Genomic DNA, 16077 nt, shown 5'->3' with positions numbered 1-16077 from the left:
GATGGCCCGGACCGCTCCGCTGCCGGTCGCCCCCTCCGGGGACCTGGCGGCGGCGGTCCGGTCGGCGCTGGACACGGTGCGGGACCCCGAGCTGGACGAACCGGTCACCGATCTGGGGTTCGTCGAGCGACTGGAGGTCGCGGCGGGCCGGGTGGTCGTGCGGCTGCGGCTGCCGACCTACTTCTGCGCGCCGAACTTCGCCTTCCTGATGGTCGCGGACGCCTATGACGCGGTGTCTTCGGTGCCGGGCGTCGGCACGACCGAAGTGGTGCTGCAGGACCATTTCGCCGCCGAGGCGATCAACCAGGGAGTCGCGGCGCGTGCCGGTTTCGTCGCGTCTTTCGCGGGCGAGGCGGTCGACGAGCTGGACGGGCTGCGCGCGGACTTCCTGCGCAAGGCCGTGCTGGCCGGGACCGACCGGGTGTGCCGGGCGCTGACGGCCGCGGGCCGGGACCGGGCCGAGCTGGCGGGGCTGACCCTCGGTGACGCGCCCGCGGGCGCCGACCGGGAACGGCTGCGTGCTCGTCGGCATGAGCTGGGCTTGCCCGCCGGGGACGATGACCCGCTGCTGGTCGACTCGTGGACCGGCGCCGCGGTGCCGGCCCGGGATCTGACCCGGCACCTGGGTCTGGCGCGGCTGACGCGGACCGGTCAGGAGGCCAACTCGGCGGTCTGCCGCGGCATGCTGCGCGCTCGCTATCCGCAGGTCGCAGAAGAGGAGGGCAGATCATGAAAGCCGTGCGGCTGCACGCCTACCACCAGCAGCCGGTGATCGAGGAGGTCGACGAGCCGACCGTCAAAGGCCCGTTCGACGTCGTCGTCAGGATCGGCGGCGCCGGTGTGTGCCGTACCGATCTGCACATCATCGAGCAGCAGTGGGCGGAGAAGTCCGGGGTGACCCTGCCTTACACGATCGGGCACGAGAACGCGGGCTGGGTGCACGATATCGGCTCGGCGGTGTCCACTGTGGACGTCGGTGATCCGGTGATCCTGCACCCGACACCGACGTGCGGGCTGTGCCCGGCCTGCCGCGCGGGAAACGACATGCACTGCGCGAATTCGGCTTTCCCGGGCATCGACTGCGATGGCGGCATGGCCGAGTACCTGCTCACTTCGGCCAGGGCGTGCATCAAGCTCGACCCGGGGACCCGGCCCGAGGACGTCGCCGCGCTCGCCGACGCCGGGATCACCGCCTACCACGCGGTGCGCAAAGCCGTCCCGCTGCTGTACCCGGGGACGGTGTGCGTGGTCAACGGCGCCGGGGGACTGGGGCACATCGGCATCCAGTCGCTGCGCGCGCTCACCGCGACGACGATCGTGGTGGTGGACCGCAATGCCGAGGCGCTTTCCCTGGCCGAGGAGCTGGGTGCCGACCAGACCGTGCTCGCCGACGGCAAGCAGGTCGACGCGGTCCTGGACCTCACCGGCGGGCAGGGTGCCGAGGTGGTGCTGGACTTCGTCGCCGAGCAAGGCGCCCAGCAGGACGCGTTCGCGATGACCCGGCGGGGTGGCGCGCAGTTCGTGATCGGGTACGGCGGCACCCTCGAAATTCCCGCGATCGACCTGATCTCGACCGAGCGGAGCGTGGTGGGCAACCTGGTGGGCACCTACAACGACCTCGCCGAGCTGATGGTGCTCGCGCAGACCGGCCGGGTCGCCCTGCACACCGTGAAGTACCCGCTGGACGCCGCGCTGGACGCACTCGCCGATCTGGACCACGGCCGGGTGCGCGGCCGGGCGATCCTCACGCCCTGATCCCTCCCCGGCCCCGCCGGTGGACCCCCACGCTGGAGGACACAGAGGAGCACGCACGATGGCCAAGGAACTGCGCTTCGGCCCGGAGGCCCGCGACCTGCTGCGGACCGGAGTCGACAAGCTCGCGGAGGCGGTGAAATCGACGTTGGGGCCCAAGGGCCGCAACGTGATCATCGAGAAGATCACCGGTTCGCCGGTGGTGACCAACGACGGGGTGACCATCGCCCGGGAGATCCACCTGAAGGACCAGTTCGAGAACATGGGCGCCCAGCTGGTCAAGGAAGCCGCGATCAAGACCAACGACGTGGTCGGGGACGGCACCACCACCGCGACGGTGCTGGCCCAGGCCATCGTGCGGGAGGGCATGGCCGCGATCGCCGAGGGCGGCAACCCAGTGCTGCTCAAGCGCGGTATCGACCACGCCGTGGCCCGGCTGGTCGAGCACCTGGAGAAGGCCGCGCACCCGATCCGGGACGAACGGGATCTCGCCCGGGTGGCGGCCATTTCGGCGAACGACGACGACGCGGTCGGCGGGATCATCGCCAAGGCACTGCACACCGTCGGCGAAACCGGCGTCGTCACCGTCGAAGAGTCGCCCACGCTCGGCATGAGCATCGAATTCGTCGAAGGGTTCGAATTCGACAACGGCTACGTCTCGCCGTATCTGGTCACCGATCCGGGCCGGCTGGAAGCGGTGCTCGACGATCCCTACATCCTGATGTGCGCGGAGAAGGTCACGAAGGTGCAGCAGCTGATGCCGGTGCTGGACAAGATCATGCGGGCGCCCCGGCCGCTGGTGCTGATCGCGGAGACGGTGGAAGGCTCCGCGCTGAGCATGCTGGTGCACAACCACGTCAACGGGACCTTCCGGGCGGTGGCCGTGCGGGCACCGGGATTCGGCGACCGCAGGCTGCACAAGCTGGAGGACCTCGCGGCCGTGGTCGGCGGCGCGGTGCTGTCCCGGCAGTCGAGCTTCACCATGGAGACGATGGCCCTCGAACATCTGGGCCGGGCCCGGCAGGTGCGGGTCACCGCGAACGCCACGTCGATCGTCGGCGGCGGCGGGTCGGCCGAGAACGTCGAATTCCGGGTCCGGCAGTTGCGGGCGGAACGCGAGCGTGCCCAGTTCGGGATCGACGAGGACGTGCTCACCGAGCGAATCGGCGCGCTGACCGGGCAGGTCGCGCTGATCCGGGTCGGCGCGGCGACGCCGGCCGAACTGAAGGAACTGCAGCACCGGGTCGAGGACGCGCTGTCGGCGACCCGGGCCGCGATGGCCGAGGGCATCGTGGCCGGCGGCGGCGCCGCGCTGCTGCACGCGGAGAAGGTCCTGTCCGGCCTCGATCTCGACGGCGACTACGCGACCGGCGCGGAGATCGTCCGGCGAGCTCTGGGCGAACCGGCGTTCCTGATCGCGGCCAACGCGGGGTGCCCGGCGCAGGAGGTCGTCGAACGGACCCGCGGGCTCGGGGACGACGAGGGCTTCGACGCCCTGGCGGAACGCTACGGCGACCTGATCGAGCTGGGCGTGCTCGATCCGTTGCGGGTCTGCCGTTCGGCGCTGCAGAACGGCGCCTCGGTGGCGGGCTTACTGCTCACCACGAACTCGCTGATCGCCGAGGAACAGACCCCCTGGGGTGGCAGCCCGGCGCTGATGACCGAGTTCGGTCCGCTCGACGAGGGCCTGCATCAGCCCTCGCCGGATGCCAGCACACCGCAGTCACTCGGAATGGGGCCTTCCGTGGGTTGATTCCGGTCGAAGGAACAGAGGTTGATGGCTATGTCGCACGAAGTACACAGCAACGAATCGCCGGCGACGCCCAGCGCGCACGAGGTGCGCACGATGGTCGAGCGGGAGCACCCGCCCGCACCGGAAGCCCCGCCCGAAGCCGGCGTCGCCGCCGGCGGCGACCCGTTGATCGTCGCACTGCCGATCTTCGCGGTCGGCTCGCTCGCGCTGGGCGTCGCGCTGATCGGCGCCCTGCCCGCGGTCACGCTGGGCTCGGTCATCCCGATCGTCCTGCTGGGCACCGGGTTGTTCCTCGGCGTGGTCACCGTGTGGGCCGCGGCGCTGGGACAGACGATGGTCGCCGGGATCACCGGCACGTTCTCCGGGTTCTGGCTCAGCCTCGGCGCACTCCTGCTCGGGTTGACGCACGACTGGTACGGCATCGCCGGGACCAACGCGGCGGCCGTCTCGGGCACTCAGGAGTTGTTCTTCATCGCCTGGGGCTGCCTGTTCCTGTTCCTGCTGATTCCCGTGCTGCGGCTGCCGGCGATCTACCCGGCGATCGTCGGACTCGTGGTGGTGGCCCTGGCGCTGGGCGCGGCCTCCGCGCACACCGGCAACGCCACTCTGCTCAAGGTCGCCGGGTACGTGGTCCTGGTGTTCGCGTTCCTGGGCTTCTGCGCGTTCGTGAACGTCGGATTGACCGCCATGGGAGCGAAGCGGCCCTCCCCGCCGCTCGGCGCGCCGCTCATTTCGTAACCCCTGAGGCGGGCGGAGAGGACGGGTCCCGCGCCGGCCCGTACTCTCCCGCCCGCCGATCGAGGCTGTGAAGGGACCCTTCACAGCCTCAGGGTCCGTGAAGGGTCCCTTCACAGCCCCCCGCCGCACGGAGCGTCACGGCGGCGGGGAAGGTGGGCGTGGGCCGGTACGGGGCGTGCATTACGACGGTGGCACGATTCCCCCCGACCACTACCGGCCACCGGCGATGATCGATCAGGTATGCGTTCGCCGGACCGCCCTTGCAGGAGGACCCCTTGGCGACGCTGCCCCGCCGGACGATCTACCGCTATTCGCTCGGCTCGTTCGTCACGGGCTCGTTCGGCACCGTGCCGGGGCTGCTCCTGTTGCCGTATCTGACCGACACCATGGCGGTGCCCGCCGCGGCGGCCGGGGTGATCGTGTTCGTGCCCAAGGCGTGGGACGTGGTGTTCAACCCGATCGCCGGGCGGCTCTCGGACGCCGATCTGGTGCGCACCGGCAGCAGGCGGCGGTATCTGCTGCGCGGCGGGATCGGCGTGGCGATCCTGTTCGCCGCGCTGTTCGCGCATCCGGGCTTCGGCAAGCCAGTGGCGGACGCGGCCTACGTGGTGGTCGTGTTCTTCCTGTGCGCCACCGCGTATGCCTTCTTCCAGGTGCCGTTCAACGCGCTGCCCGCCGAGCTGACCGAGTCCGCGGCCGAGCGCACCCGGCTGACCAGCGTGCGGATCGGCGTGCTGGCGGTGGCCATCCTGATCGCCGGTGGTGGCGCCCCGGCGATCACCGACGCGCTCTCCGGCGTGGCGGGTTACCGGGTCATGGGCCTGGTGATGGCGGTGATCATCCTGCTCGCCACACTCGGGGTCTACTTCGGACTCCGGGACGCGCCGGTCGGCTCCCTGCGGCCGAACACCGTGCGGATCAAGGAACTCGTCCGCACCATCGCGCAGTGGCGGCCGTTCCGCTGGCTGCTCGGCGTCTACTTCATCCAGGCGCTCGGCATCGGCACCGTGCTCGCCGCGATCCCGTACTTCGCCCAGCACGTGCTCGGCGATCCCGGCTACCGCACGGTGATCTTCGTGGCGTTCGTCGGACCGGCGCTGGTCACCATGCCGCTGTGGCCGCGGCTGGGCCGGCGGTGGGGCAAGCTCGCCGGGTTCCGGATCGCGACCGTCTCGTTCTTCGCCGGGCTCGTCGCGATGTACTTCGCCGACGTGCTGCCGTTCGCGGTCACGCTGGTGTTCGTCGCGCTGGCCGGGGTCGGCTACGCGGGGATCTCGGTGTTCCCGCTGGCGATCCTGCCGGACCTGATCAGCGACGAGGAGGAGCGCACCGGCGAGACCCGCGCGGGCATCACGGCCGGGGTGTGGACCGCGTCCGAGACGCTGGGGCTGGCGCTCGGCCCCGGGCTGTTCGGGCTGGTGCTGCAGGCGGGCGGCTACGTGTCGAGCACGGATTCCGCCGCGGCGCAGCCGGATTCGGCGGTCACCGCGATCGTGCTCGGCTCGTCGGTGCTGCCCGCGGTGCTGATCGTGCTGGGCATCCCGCTGCTGCGCCGTTCGGTGCTGCAGCGGCGGTCGTGACCGAGGTGCTCGCGGGCGGTCCGGGCCTCGCGGAGTCCGTGAAGGGACCCTTCACGGACCCAGAGTCCGTGAAGGGTCCCTTCACAGCCCTTTACCGGCGGCGGCCGAGTTGTCCTCAGTGGACGTGTACTGGTTCCCATTCGGGGAACGGATCGGCGCTCGCGGGCACGGTGGACAGGCAGTCCGTCAGCGCGGAAAGCAGGGCGTCCCCGGCGAGTTCGACGCCGATGAACACCAGCTCCTGCCGGGGTTCGCCGACGACGCCCTGCGGTTCGAAACGGGCCACCGAACCGGCCTGGGACCACAGCCCGAGCGTGCCCGGCCGGGAGGTGAGGCTGAAGAATCCCTTCGACCGCAGCACCGTGCCGAACTCGCCGGAATCCAGCCGTCCGGTGACGAAATCCCACAGCCGAACCGGATCGAACGCCTGCTCCGCACGGAACACCACGCTGGAGATGCCGTACTCCTCGGTCTCCGGCACGTGGTCGCCGTTGAGTTCGGCGACCCAGCCGGGTGCCTGCTGCGCCCGTTCGGCGTCGTAGCGGCCGGTGCCGAACACCCGCTCCAGCGGGACCCGGCCGAACGTCGCGGTGACCACGTCGGCGGCCGGGTTCAGCCGCCGCAGGGTCGCGACCAGCCGGTCACGCTCGGCGGGGGAGACCAGGTCGGTTTTGTTCAGCAGCAGCACATCGGCGAACTCGACCTGGTCCATCAGCAGGTCGCTGACGGTGCGCTCGTCGCCCTCGTACTGGTCGATCCGGCGGTCTGCAAGGGACTCTCCGGCGGCCAGTTCCCGGGCGAAGTTCACCGCGTCCACGACGGTCACCATCGTGTCCAGGCGGGCGCCGGTGAGCACCGGCGCACCGTCCTCGCCGGGGAAGGAGAACGTGGCCGCGACCGGCATCGGCTCGGAAATCCCACTCGACTCGATGAGCAGGTGGTCGAACCGGCCCTCGGCGCCCAGCCGCGCCACCTCGTCCAGCAGATCCTCGCGCAGGGTGCAGCAGATGCACCCGTTGGTCATCTCGACCAGCCGCTCCTCGGTGCGGGAAACCCCGTCCCGCAGGAGGGCGGCGTCGATGTTCACCTCGCTCATGTCGTTCACGATCACCGCGACGCGCAGTCCCTCGCGATTGCCGAGGATGTGGTTGAGCAGCGTGGTCTTCCCGGCACCGAGGAATCCGGAAAGGACGGTGACCGGCAGGCTCACCGTTCCAGCCGCTGGAAGTGCTTGATCAGCTTGCGCGGCACCAGTTTCCGTTCGCCGTCGACCACGATCGGCACCAGATCCGGCACCGCGGCCTTCCACTGTGCCCGGCGGCTGCGGGTGTTGCTGCGCGAGGTCTTCCGCTTCGGCACGGCCATCAGCGCGCACCCCGCTTTCCGTAGCGCCGGTGGAACTTCTCGACCTGGCCCGCGGAGTCGACGATCCGCTGGTTGCCCGTCCAGAACGGGTGTGACCAGGCGCTGATGTCCACCACGACCAGCGGGTAGGTGTGCCCGTCGGACCAGTCGACGGTGCGGTCCGAGGTGGCGGTGGAGCGGGTGAGGAACGCGTCGCCGGTCGACGAGTCCTTGAACACCACCGGATGGTAGTCGGGATGGATGCCGGGTTTCACTGCGTTTCGTCCTTCCGGTTGGCGGCATTGGCATGCCGTTCGATCTCGTCGGTCTCGGCGAAGTCCTCGCACGGGTCCTCGTGCCATTCCCCGAACGGATCGGGGTACGCGCGCCAGGCGTCCTCGCCCTCGGCCAGCTCGGCGTCGGTCAGCAGCGCGCCCTTCAGCGCGGCCTCGATCTCGTCCGGGCTCGCCTGGTCGGTGATCACCACGAGTTCCTGCGCGCGATCGCCGTACACGGGGTCCCAGCGCAGCGAGGCGAGCGTGCGGCGTTCGGGGGAGACCTCGGCCCAGTCCGGGCCGGACGGCGAGGCGAGCCACGGCCCGGCGTGGCCGATGCCGAGCCCGCCGCCCGCGGACTCGATCCAGAACGCCACGTCCGGCTGGCTGGCCACCCAGGCTCGGCCGCGGGTGCGGACCACGCCGTCGAGCAGCACGTCGATCGCGTCGTGCAGGCGCTCCGGGTGGAACGGCCGTTGCGCGGTGAAGGTGTACAGCTCGATGCCGCAATCCGCCTGCAATGGCGGGCCACCGCGCAGCAGCGCGCCGTGCATGTCGGTGACCTCGCCACGGCGGGCGTCGGCCGGAATCGCGGCGAACAGGCCGGCGACGTCGGTATGGCCGAGTTCCACGCGGGGCACGCCGGGCGCCACGCGGTCCAGGACCGCGGCGGCCTTGGCTGCGCCCCAAGCGTCGGTGGCGGCGCCGGCCAGCACGAGCACGTCCGCGGATTCGACCTGGGCGAGCGCTACCTGCGCGACGGTCCGCTCGTCCTCGGGGCTGCCCTGCAGGCCACGCTCGGCGAGCAGCTCGTCGCCGGTCGCGTCGGCGAGCCAGGTCGCGCAGTCCAGCACGGTGAACACCGCCTCCAGTTCGACGTCGTCGACCACCGGCCGGTCGTCGACCAGCACGTTGCCGATCGCCCAGCTCACCGGCTCCGGCTCCATCGCCTCGTCCAGCCGCACGACGATCCGGTCCACCTCCGGCATCCGGGCGAGCCGGCGCAGCAGCGGCAGCAGGTCCTCGCGCAGTGTGCAGTTGACGCAGCCGTGGGCCAGCTCCAGCACGGTCAGCTCGTCGCGGGCGCCGAGCCGCAGCCGGCGGCGGACCACGCCGGAGGAGATCTCACGCAGGTCGTGGTGGACGACGGCGGTGCCGGGGCCGCCGTGCAGCAGCGCGGCGAGTTCGTCGTTCGGGGCCGGGGCGAGGCCGCTCACGAGCACGAGCGGCACACGCGGGGGAAGGGGCACTGGGACTCCAGGGGACGGATCGGGGTACAGTCGCAGCCTAGATGAAAACGAATGTCACTACCAACTCGGGAGGGTCCGTGTCAGCCGTGTGCCAGGTCACCGGCCGCAAGCCGGGCTACGGCAAGCAGGTCTCGCATTCGCACCGCCGCACCTCGCGGCGCTGGGAGCCCAATCTGCAGACCCGCCGCTACTTCGTGCCGAGCCTCGGCCGGACGGTGCGGCTGAAGGTGTCGGTGAAGGGCATGAAGACGATCGACAAGCGTGGCATCGACGCCGTGGTCGCCGAACTCGTGGCGAAGGGGGTGAAGTTCTAGATGGCCAAGAGCACCGACATCCGGCCGATCATCAAGCTGCGGTCGACCGCGGGCACCGGCTACACGTACGTGACGAAGAAGAACCGCCGCAACAACCCGGACCGCATGGTGTTGCGCAAGTACGACCCGGTCGCGCGCAAGCACGTGGAATTCAAGGAAGAACGCTGATGGCCAAGAAGTCGAAGATCGCGAAGAACGAGCAGCGCAAGGTGATCGCCGCCCGCTACGTCCAGCGGCGGCGCGAGCTGAAGGCGGTGATCGCTGCGCCCGGTTCGTCCCCGGAGGAGAAGGCCGACGCGGTGGTGGCGCTGCAGCGGATGCCGCGGGACGCGAGCCCGACCCGGATCCGCAACCGCGACACCGCCGACGGCCGGCCGCGTGGCTACCTGCGCAAGTTCGGCCTGTCGCGGGTCCGGATGCGGCAAATGGCGCACAATGGCGAGCTGCCCGGCGTCTCGAAGTCGAGCTGGTGAGTCGATGCCGAAGCCGAACCGGGACCGTGTCCTCCAGCGTCGCCGCGTCAACCCGCTGCACGCTGCGAGGGTCAAGACGGTCGACTGGAAGGACATCGACCTGCTGCGGAAGTTCATTTCCGACCGCGGCAAGATCCGGGCCCGCCGGGTCACCGGCCTGACCCCGCAGCAGCAGAAACAGGTCGCCGTCGCGATCAAGAACGCCCGCGAGATGGCGTTGCTGCCCTATCCGTCGGCCGCTCGCGGCTGACCCCGGGCCGGTGTGGGGAACTTTCCGGAAAGTTCCCCCGCCGGTCCGTTCCCTGGCACAGGGCGGGGATTCCGGCCCTGGTCGCGCGCGGGCGAAGGCGGCCAGGCAGACTTCGGGCATGGACGACCCGCACTACCTCTCCGGACTGCAGCTCGCCGGCCGCCGCGTTGTGGTGGTGGGCGGTGGTTCCGTCGCTCAGCGTCGCCTGCCGCGGCTCTTGCGCGCGGGCGCGCGCGTGGAGCTGGTCTCGCCGCACACGACGCCCGCAGTCGGTGCGATGGCCGACGCAGGCGAACTCGTGTGGCACGAGCGTCGCTACGCCGAAGGCGACCTCACCGCGGCCTGGTACGCGCTCGCGTGCACCGACGACGCCGAGGTGAACGCCGCGGTGTGCGCAGAGGCCGAGAAGGAGCGCGTGTTCTGCGTACGCGCGGACGAAGGCGTGTCCGGCAGCGCAGTGACCCCGGCGACCGGGCGACACGGCGGGTTGCTCTTCGGCGTGCTGTCCGGTGGCGAGCCGCTGCGCTCGGCCGCCGTACGCGACAGCATCCTCGACGGCCTCCACTCCGGCACCGTCGACGACGACCGTGTCCATGCCGCGACGGCAGAAGACCTCCCCGGCGTCGCGCTGGTCGGCGGTGGCCCCGGCGATCCCGACCTGATCACCGTGCGGGCGCGTCGGCTGCTGTCGCGCGCCGACGTGGTTGTCGCGGACCGTCTCGCGCCGCGAGAGCTGCTCGACGAGCTGGCGCCGGAAGTCGAAGTCGTCGACGCGGCGAAGATCCCGTACGGGCGCGCGGCGAGCCAGGCCTTCATCAACAGCACGCTGATCGAGAAGGCCCGCGAAGGGAAGTTCGTCGTCCGGCTGAAGGGCGGTGACCCGTACCTGTTCGGCCGCGGCTTCGAAGAAGTCCAGGCATGCGCCGAAGCGGGCGTACCGGTGACCATGGTGCCAGGTATTACCAGCGCCTTCGCCGTACCCGCCGTCGCGGACGTACCGGTCACGCACCGCGGCGTCGCGCACGAGGTCGTCGTGGTGTCCGGCCATGTCGCGCCCGGCGACGACCGTTCCCTCGTCGACTGGTCCCTGCTCGCCCGGATGCGCGGCACCATCGTGCTGATGATGGGGGTGGAACGGCTGCCGTTGTTCACGAAGGCACTCCTGGAGGGCGGGCGTCCGGCAGACACCCCCGTGGCAGTCATCGAGGACGGCACGATGCGTACGCAGCGTGCATTGCGCTCGACCCTGTCTGACATCGTCGACGACGCGGAGGCCGCGGGGGTACGCCCGCCCGCGGTGATCGTCTTCGGCCCGGTGGCCGGACTGACCCGCGGTCAGGACGGGTAGCAGCGCAACGCGAAGTCGCGGATCGCCGTGGTGAGCCGCTTCGGGTCGGACCGGAGTTCGATCGGGCTGCGGGCACGCACGAACTCCGCGTTCGGCAGGTCCGCGGCCAGGCTGCCGGCATCGCCGAACGGGTGGATCGGGTCGCCCTCGTGCCCGATCACCAGCGTCGGCGCGGTGATCTCGTGCCGGACCGACTTCGGCGGCGCGATCCGGCCGAAGAGCACGCCGTGCAACAGCGCGGCCATCGGCTCCGGCTCCTGCGACAGCGTGTCGGTGACCACGTCGACCCACTGGTTGCCATGCGGCACCAGCTGCGCCGCCACCGCCACCCCGCGCACCGCCAGCGGCAGGAACCGCGCGGCGAACAGCAGCGGTGCGAAGGTGAGCAAGCCGCCCACGATCGCGTTGTCCAGCACCGGCATCTCCACCACCAGTCCGCGCGTCCGCTCGGGTGCCAGGACCCCGGCCTCCAGCGCCACGTTCGCGCCGAGCGAGGTGCCGCCGAGCACCGCGTCCGGCACGCCGAGGTGATCCAGCAGAGCGAGCGCCTGCTCCCCGAAGGCGGGCATGGAGTAGCGCCACGACTGGGTCGGCCGGTCCGAATCGCCGTGCCCGAGCAGATCGAGGGTCACCGCGCGCAACCCCGCCCCGGCCAGCTTCCGGGCCAGCGGCGCGTGCATCCGCCGCGTGAACATCATCCCGTGCATCAGCACCACGACGCGGTCGCCGCGGCCGAACTCGGTGTAGCAGAGCCGGTGCCCGTCGTACCGGAACGAACCGGCCAGCTCGATCGGGCGGGATCGCCGGGGTACGCCGGGTACCGGGCCGGGCGCGTCCTCGGCGGGTGCGGAAGCCTGGGTCATGCTCACCTCCCTCGCACCGGCACGGGCGGCCCGCGACCGGTGGATCTCCAGGAAAGCATCCCGCGACCGCATTGGCACGCTGTCAACCGGATGGTTCGCGGCGCGGCGGATGCGCCAAGATGACCTTATGAGCGCACCCGAAGCCCCCTATTCCGGCCTGGTGTCCCTGGAAGTCCGCCTGGACGGCCCGGTCGCCGAGGTCACCCTGCTCGGCCCCGGCAAGGGCAACGCGATGGGCCCGGACTTCTGGCGGGAGCTGCCGGAGGTGTTCGGCGGGCTGGACGCCGACCCGCGGGTCCGCGCGATCGTGCTGACCGGTCAGGGCAAGCACTTCTCCTACGGGCTCGACCTGCCCGCCATGATGGGCCAGTGGGCGCCGCTGCTCGCCGGGGACGCGCTGGCCGGCCCGCGGACCGACTTCCACGCGGTGATCGGCCGGCTGCAGGCCGCCGTCAGCTCGATCGCGGCCTGCCGCAAGCCGGTGATCGCCGCGGTCTCCGGCTGGTGCGTCGGCGGCGGCGTGGACGTGATCACCGCCGCGGACATCCGGCTGGCCGGCGCGGACGCCAAGTTCAGCGTGCGCGAGGTGAAGGTCGCCATCGTCGCGGACCTCGGCAGCCTGCAGCGGATCGCGACCATCGTCGGCGAGGGGCACGCCCGTGAGCTGGCGCTGACCGGCCGTGACATCGACGCCGCCCGCGCGGAGCGGATCGGGCTGGTGAACGACGTGTACCCGGACCAGGAGACGCTCCTGGCGAAGGCCCGCGAGCTGGCCGCGGAGATCGCCGCCAACCCGCCGCTGGTCGTGCAGGGCACCAAGCAGGTGCTCTCGGCCAGCACCGAGCGCCAGATCGCCGACGGCCTGCGCTACGTCGCCGCGTGGAATTCCGCATTCCTGCCCAGCAAGGATCTGCAGGAGGCGATCCAGTCCTTCCTGGAGCGCCGCGCGCCCGAGTTCAAGGGCGAGTAGAACAGGCGACAGGGCCGAGCAGCTGAGGAGTACGACGTGAGCGATGAGGCTTCGGCGGGCCACCGGGAGTTCCGGGAGGCACGCGACTACCTGCTGGCACACCGGACGGACTACGACACCGCCTACCGCGACTTCGCCTGGCCGCAGCCGGCCGAGTTCAACTGGGCGCTGGACTGGTTCGACGTGGTGGCCCGCGATCCGGCGAACGCGCGGCGGTACGCGCTGTGGATCGTCGAGGAGGACGGCACCGAGAACCGCTGGACCTACCCGGAGATGGCGGAGCGCTCCGCCCGGGTGGCGAACTGGCTGCGCCGGCTCGGCGTGGCCCGCGGTGACCGGCTGATCCTGATGCTGGGCAACCAGGGCGAGCTGTGGGAGACCATCCTCGCCGCGATCAAGCTCGGCGCGGTGATCATCCCGGCCTCCACCCTGCTCGGCCCGGCCGACCTCGCCGACCGGGTCGCGCGCGGGCAGGCCCGGCACGTCGTGGTGCGCTCGGCCGACGCGGAGAAGTTCGCCGGCGTCGAAGGCGACTACACCCGGATCGCGGTGGGCGACCAGGTGCCCGGCTGGCACGCGTACGCCTCCGCGTATGCCGAGCCTGCGGAGTTCACCCCGGACGGGCCGACCGCGGCCGGAGATCCGCTGCTGCTGTACTTCACCTCCGGCACCACCGCGCAGCCGAAACTGGTGCAGCACACCCAGGTGTCCTATCCGGTCGGACATCTGTCCACAATGTACTGGATCGGCCTGGAGCCGGGCGACGTGCACCTGAACATCTCCTCGCCCGGCTGGGCCAAGCACGCGTGGAGCAACGTGTTCGCGCCGTGGAACGCCGAGGCGACGGTGTTCCTCTACAACTACACGCGTTTCGACGCGGTGGCGCTGATGGCCCGGATGGATCGCTGTGGCGTCACCAGCTTCTGCGCCCCGCCCACGGTGTGGCGGATGCTGATCCAGGCCGACCTCGGTGCGCTGCGCACGCCGCCGAAAAAGGTCGTCGGCGCCGGGGAGCCGTTGAACCCGGAGGTGATCGGCCAGGTCGAAAAGTCCTGGGGCGTCACGATCCGCGACGGTTTCGGGCAGACCGAGAGCAGTGTCCAGATCGCCAACACGCCCGGTCAGGACGTGGTCCCGGGTTCGATGGGCCGCCCGCTGCCCGGGTTCGTGGTGGCGCTCGTGGACCCGGTGACCGGCGAGCGCGCGGCCGAGGGCGAGATCTGCCTGGACCTGGCGCACCGGCCGGTCGGCCTGATGTCCGGTTACGCCGCCGACGACGAGCGCACGTCGGCCGCGTTCCGCGGCGGCTACTACCACACCGGCGACGTCGGCTCGATCGACGAACGCGGCTACATCACCTATGTCGGCCGCACCGACGACGTGTTCAAGGCTTCCGACTACCGGATCTCGCCGTTCGAGCTGGAAAGCGTGCTGCTCGAACACGAGGCGGTCGCCGAGGCGGCGGTGGTGCCGGCGCCGGACCCGATCCGGCTGGCCGTGCCCAAGGCCTACGTCGTGCTCACCGCGGGCCACAAGCCGGACGCGGGCACCGCGCGGGAGATCCTCGCCTACGCGCGGGAACATCTCGCGCCGTACAAGCGGATCCGGCGACTCCAGTTCGCAGACTTGCCGAAGACGATCTCCGGCAAGATCCGCCGGGTCGAGTTGCGCGGCCGGGAACAGGAGGGACAGCGGCCCGCGGGCGAGTTCCGCGAGGAGGACTTTCCGGACCTGAAGTCCTGACCCCGCCGGGCTATTCGGCCGGCACCACCGCGGCCAGCACGGTCTGCTCGCCCTTGCTGCAGGTGGTGCCGCCCTGGGCCGCGGGCGGGCCGGAGGTGCACAGCCAGCCGTCGACGGTCGCGTCCACCGCGGCGTTCGAGCCGGCGCTCTGCCGCCCGGCGATCGTCGCGTGGAACTTCTTGACCAGCGACGTCGCATCGGCGCAGGAGACGCCACCCGCCCGGCTGTCGTAGACGTAAAGCGTCAGCCCGCCGGCCGCGGTGATCGTGCCGCAGGTCCCCGGTGCCGGCGCGGGGGAGGCCTTGGGCGCGCTCCGCGGCGGGGCAGCGGATTTCGGAGCCGGCTGCTGTGCCGTCGTCTCCGCGGCCGCCGGCAACGGGGGAGGAGCGTGCGTGCTCGGCGAGGGCGCGGCGCCGGCCGCGGACGACGTTGCTGTCGGTGGCGGTGGTGGCGCTGAATCCCCCGAACAGGCGGTGCACACGAGGGACAGCGCGGCCACGCACACCGGGCCGGACACGGACTTCGACAGGCGCACCGGGGTCCTTTCGCCGTGGGCTGCTCGGCGTTCATTGTCGCCCGTCAACGCTCCCGCGGCACGCAGCGACACGGCACCGGCGCGCCCCATGCCCGTCTACTGTGGACGGACGGGGTCCGTTCCGCATCGTGAAACCGCTGGGGTTCCGGGGAATCGATCGGAGGAATATTCGGCCGGTTCGTTAACGCCCGGCGCCCGGCCGCCGAAATACCGGATGGACGCACCCGGTGCGCCCGGATCCCCGAAACCCGTCGCCGACGCGAGGATCGCGTCAGGAAGCACGAGCAGCGCACAGAATGAGCACCGAAGCCGCCACCGGCCCGGAGCCGGCCGAACCGCCCACCGCCCCCTGCAGCGTCGTGTGGTGCAGCGACCGCCCCTACGTCCTCGAATCCGGCCGCGGACGCCCCCGCTGGGTCGGCTGCGACGACCGGGGCCGCCCCGAAGCCCTCAGCACCGCCCAGCTCCGCCGCCGCGGCTGGACGCACCGCCGGTCCCGCTGAGCATCCGCACCGGCGAACTTCCTGCCCGGCTGAACCGTGCCCGCGCGGCCGGTCCTCCCGGCCGCGCCGGATCCCGGTTTCGGACGATCGGGTGCCGCGGCGCCGGATCCTGGAACCCTGCCGGTTCCGGTCGCGCAGGCTGTGAAGGGACCCTTCACGGACTCTGCGGCCAGGGTTCCGGCAAAGTCGGTGTAGAGGTCCGTGAAGGGACCCTTCACGGACTCTGATAGGGCTTTGTTATGGGGGTAGTTCTCGTTGGCAGAGGGCGCAGGCCCCGGTCCAGCATGTGAGCAGGTTCTGCAGGAGCAGGGCGACCTGTCCGAGTGTCAGGCCGGGGCCGCGTTTTTTACTGTGCGGGCGCGGTATTCGGTGAGGAACAGCAAGGC

At 71.1% G+C, this 16077-nt stretch carries 19 protein-coding genes; 13 read left to right on the top strand and 6 right to left on the bottom strand.

What is annotated here, in order from left to right; translation table 11 throughout:
* Nucleotide 1: 1 nt before the first annotated feature.
* From D5S19_RS24765 to D5S19_RS24745, 5 genes are all read left to right on the top strand, one after another.
* Nucleotides 2-733 carry an iron-sulfur cluster assembly protein gene (locus tag D5S19_RS24765; protein WP_120025809.1) on the top strand — a complete coding sequence of 244 codons (732 nt, stop codon included), beginning with the start codon at nt 2-4 and terminating at the stop codon, nt 731-733.
* Entirely contained in the window at nt 730-1755 is a 1026-nt protein-coding gene (locus tag D5S19_RS24760) for an NAD(P)-dependent alcohol dehydrogenase (protein WP_120025790.1), read from the top strand. Before D5S19_RS24765 ends, D5S19_RS24760 begins: the two co-directional genes overlap by 4 nt.
* A gap of 58 nt (nt 1756-1813) precedes the next feature.
* Entirely contained in the window at nt 1814-3505 is a 1692-nt protein-coding gene (groL, locus tag D5S19_RS24755) for a chaperonin GroEL (protein ID WP_120025789.1), read from the top strand.
* 30 nt (nt 3506-3535) lie between these two features.
* Entirely contained in the window at nt 3536-4243 is a 708-nt protein-coding gene (locus D5S19_RS24750) for a GPR1/FUN34/YaaH family transporter (RefSeq protein WP_233574135.1), read from the top strand.
* Between the two features lie 275 nt (nt 4244-4518).
* Entirely contained in the window at nt 4519-5823 is a 1305-nt protein-coding gene (locus tag D5S19_RS24745) for an MFS transporter (protein WP_120025788.1), read from the top strand.
* A gap of 115 nt (nt 5824-5938) precedes the next feature.
* Here the strand turns inward: D5S19_RS24745 and D5S19_RS24740 are convergent, their stop codons facing one another.
* The 4 genes from D5S19_RS24740 to mrf are packed head-to-tail and all read right to left on the bottom strand — an operon-like array spanning nt 5939 to nt 8692.
* The gene (locus D5S19_RS24740; protein WP_120025787.1) at nt 5939-7033 is read right to left on the bottom strand and encodes a GTP-binding protein; all 1095 of its coding nucleotides are present in this window, start codon (nt 7031-7033) and stop codon (nt 5939-5941) included.
* On the bottom strand, nt 7030-7188 hold the full coding sequence (gene rpmF / locus D5S19_RS24735) for a 50S ribosomal protein L32 (RefSeq protein WP_120025786.1): 159 nt from the start codon (nt 7186-7188) through the stop codon (nt 7030-7032). Before rpmF ends, D5S19_RS24740 begins: the two co-directional genes overlap by 4 nt.
* A complete protein-coding gene (locus D5S19_RS24730) occupies nt 7188-7442 on the bottom strand; it encodes a type B 50S ribosomal protein L31 (protein WP_098510171.1) in 255 nt (84 codons plus the stop codon). The genes rpmF and D5S19_RS24730 overlap by 1 nt, the downstream gene beginning before the upstream one ends.
* Nucleotides 7439-8692 carry a ribosome hibernation factor-recruiting GTPase MRF gene (gene mrf / locus D5S19_RS24725; protein ID WP_120025785.1) on the bottom strand — a complete coding sequence of 418 codons (1254 nt, stop codon included), beginning with the start codon at nt 8690-8692 and terminating at the stop codon, nt 7439-7441. Before mrf ends, D5S19_RS24730 begins: the two co-directional genes overlap by 4 nt.
* A 77-nt stretch (nt 8693-8769) precedes the next feature.
* On the opposite strand from mrf, the gene rpmB reads away from it, so the two are divergent.
* The 5 genes from rpmB to cobA all read left to right on the top strand — a co-directional run bounded on the left by rpmB (nt 8770) and on the right by cobA (nt 11077).
* Nucleotides 8770-9006 (top strand): 50S ribosomal protein L28, encoded by a 237-nt coding sequence (rpmB, locus tag D5S19_RS24720; protein WP_120025784.1) that lies wholly within the window; start codon nt 8770-8772, stop codon nt 9004-9006.
* On the top strand, nt 9007-9174 hold the full coding sequence (gene rpmG / locus D5S19_RS24715; protein WP_116205050.1) for a 50S ribosomal protein L33: 168 nt from the start codon (nt 9007-9009) through the stop codon (nt 9172-9174). It abuts the gene before it with no gap.
* A complete protein-coding gene (rpsN, locus tag D5S19_RS24710) occupies nt 9174-9479 on the top strand; it encodes a 30S ribosomal protein S14 (protein WP_120025783.1) in 306 nt (101 codons plus the stop codon). Before rpmG ends, rpsN begins: the two co-directional genes overlap by 1 nt.
* A 4-nt stretch (nt 9480-9483) precedes the next feature.
* Complete coding sequence (gene rpsR / locus D5S19_RS24705; RefSeq protein WP_120025782.1) at nt 9484-9729, top strand: 30S ribosomal protein S18; 246 nt, start codon at nt 9484-9486, stop codon at nt 9727-9729.
* Nucleotides 9730-9847: 118 nt separating this feature from the next.
* Nucleotides 9848-11077: a uroporphyrinogen-III C-methyltransferase gene (gene cobA, locus D5S19_RS24700; protein WP_120025781.1), complete on the top strand. Its 1230-nt coding sequence runs from the start codon at nt 9848-9850 to the stop codon at nt 11075-11077.
* Here the strand turns inward: cobA and D5S19_RS24695 are convergent.
* The gene (locus tag D5S19_RS24695; protein ID WP_120025807.1) at nt 11065-11940 is read right to left on the bottom strand and encodes an alpha/beta fold hydrolase; all 876 of its coding nucleotides are present in this window, start codon (nt 11938-11940) and stop codon (nt 11065-11067) included. The two genes, cobA and D5S19_RS24695, sit on opposite strands and share 13 nt — an antisense overlap.
* A gap of 127 nt (nt 11941-12067) precedes the next feature.
* On the opposite strand from D5S19_RS24695, the gene D5S19_RS24690 reads away from it, so the two are divergent.
* Nucleotides 12068-12910: a crotonase/enoyl-CoA hydratase family protein gene (locus D5S19_RS24690; RefSeq protein WP_120025780.1), complete on the top strand. Its 843-nt coding sequence runs from the start codon at nt 12068-12070 to the stop codon at nt 12908-12910.
* Between the two features lie 36 nt (nt 12911-12946).
* The gene (locus D5S19_RS24685; RefSeq protein ID WP_120025779.1) at nt 12947-14653 is read left to right on the top strand and encodes an AMP-binding protein; all 1707 of its coding nucleotides are present in this window, start codon (nt 12947-12949) and stop codon (nt 14651-14653) included.
* Nucleotides 14654-14663: 10 nt separating this feature from the next.
* Here D5S19_RS24685 and D5S19_RS33300 read toward each other — a convergent pair whose 3' ends face one another.
* Nucleotides 14664-15188: a hypothetical protein gene (locus D5S19_RS33300; protein ID WP_233574134.1), complete on the bottom strand. Its 525-nt coding sequence runs from the start codon at nt 15186-15188 to the stop codon at nt 14664-14666.
* A gap of 296 nt (nt 15189-15484) precedes the next feature.
* On the opposite strand from D5S19_RS33300, the gene D5S19_RS24670 reads away from it, so the two are divergent.
* Nucleotides 15485-15691 carry a hypothetical protein gene (locus D5S19_RS24670; protein ID WP_098510162.1) on the top strand — a complete coding sequence of 69 codons (207 nt, stop codon included), beginning with the start codon at nt 15485-15487 and terminating at the stop codon, nt 15689-15691.
* Nucleotides 15692-16077 lie beyond the last annotated feature (386 nt).

Source organism: Amycolatopsis panacis (assembly GCF_003600245.1).
Taxonomy (GTDB): Bacteria; Actinomycetota; Actinomycetes; order Mycobacteriales; family Pseudonocardiaceae; genus Amycolatopsis; species Amycolatopsis sulphurea.
Note: the sequence above shows the minus strand (reverse complement) of the source record. Positions and strands in the feature narration are given on the sequence as shown.

Excerpts from the sequence above, each read along its gene's own strand:
- D5S19_RS24765 (WP_120025809.1), top strand. The coding sequence starts at position 2 with ATGGCCCGGACCGCTCCGCTGCCGGTCGCCCCCTCCGGGGACCTGGCG.
- D5S19_RS24760 (WP_120025790.1), top strand. The coding sequence starts at position 730 with ATGAAAGCCGTGCGGCTGCACGCCTACCACCAGCAGCCGGTGATCGAG.
- groL (WP_120025789.1), top strand. The coding sequence starts at position 1,814 with ATGGCCAAGGAACTGCGCTTCGGCCCGGAGGCCCGCGACCTGCTGCGG.
- D5S19_RS24750 (WP_233574135.1), top strand. The coding sequence starts at position 3,536 with ATGTCGCACGAAGTACACAGCAACGAATCGCCGGCGACGCCCAGCGCG.
- rpmF (WP_120025786.1), bottom strand. The coding sequence starts at position 7,188 with ATGGCCGTGCCGAAGCGGAAGACCTCGCGCAGCAACACCCGCAGCCGC.
- rpmG (WP_116205050.1), top strand. The coding sequence starts at position 9,007 with ATGGCCAAGAGCACCGACATCCGGCCGATCATCAAGCTGCGGTCGACC.
- rpsN (WP_120025783.1), top strand. The coding sequence starts at position 9,174 with ATGGCCAAGAAGTCGAAGATCGCGAAGAACGAGCAGCGCAAGGTGATC.
- rpsR (WP_120025782.1), top strand. The coding sequence starts at position 9,484 with ATGCCGAAGCCGAACCGGGACCGTGTCCTCCAGCGTCGCCGCGTCAAC.
- cobA (WP_120025781.1), top strand. The coding sequence starts at position 9,848 with ATGGACGACCCGCACTACCTCTCCGGACTGCAGCTCGCCGGCCGCCGC.
- D5S19_RS24695 (WP_120025807.1), bottom strand. The coding sequence starts at position 11,940 with ATGACCCAGGCTTCCGCACCCGCCGAGGACGCGCCCGGCCCGGTACCC.
- D5S19_RS24690 (WP_120025780.1), top strand. The coding sequence starts at position 12,068 with ATGAGCGCACCCGAAGCCCCCTATTCCGGCCTGGTGTCCCTGGAAGTC.
- D5S19_RS24670 (WP_098510162.1), top strand. The coding sequence starts at position 15,485 with ATGAGCACCGAAGCCGCCACCGGCCCGGAGCCGGCCGAACCGCCCACC.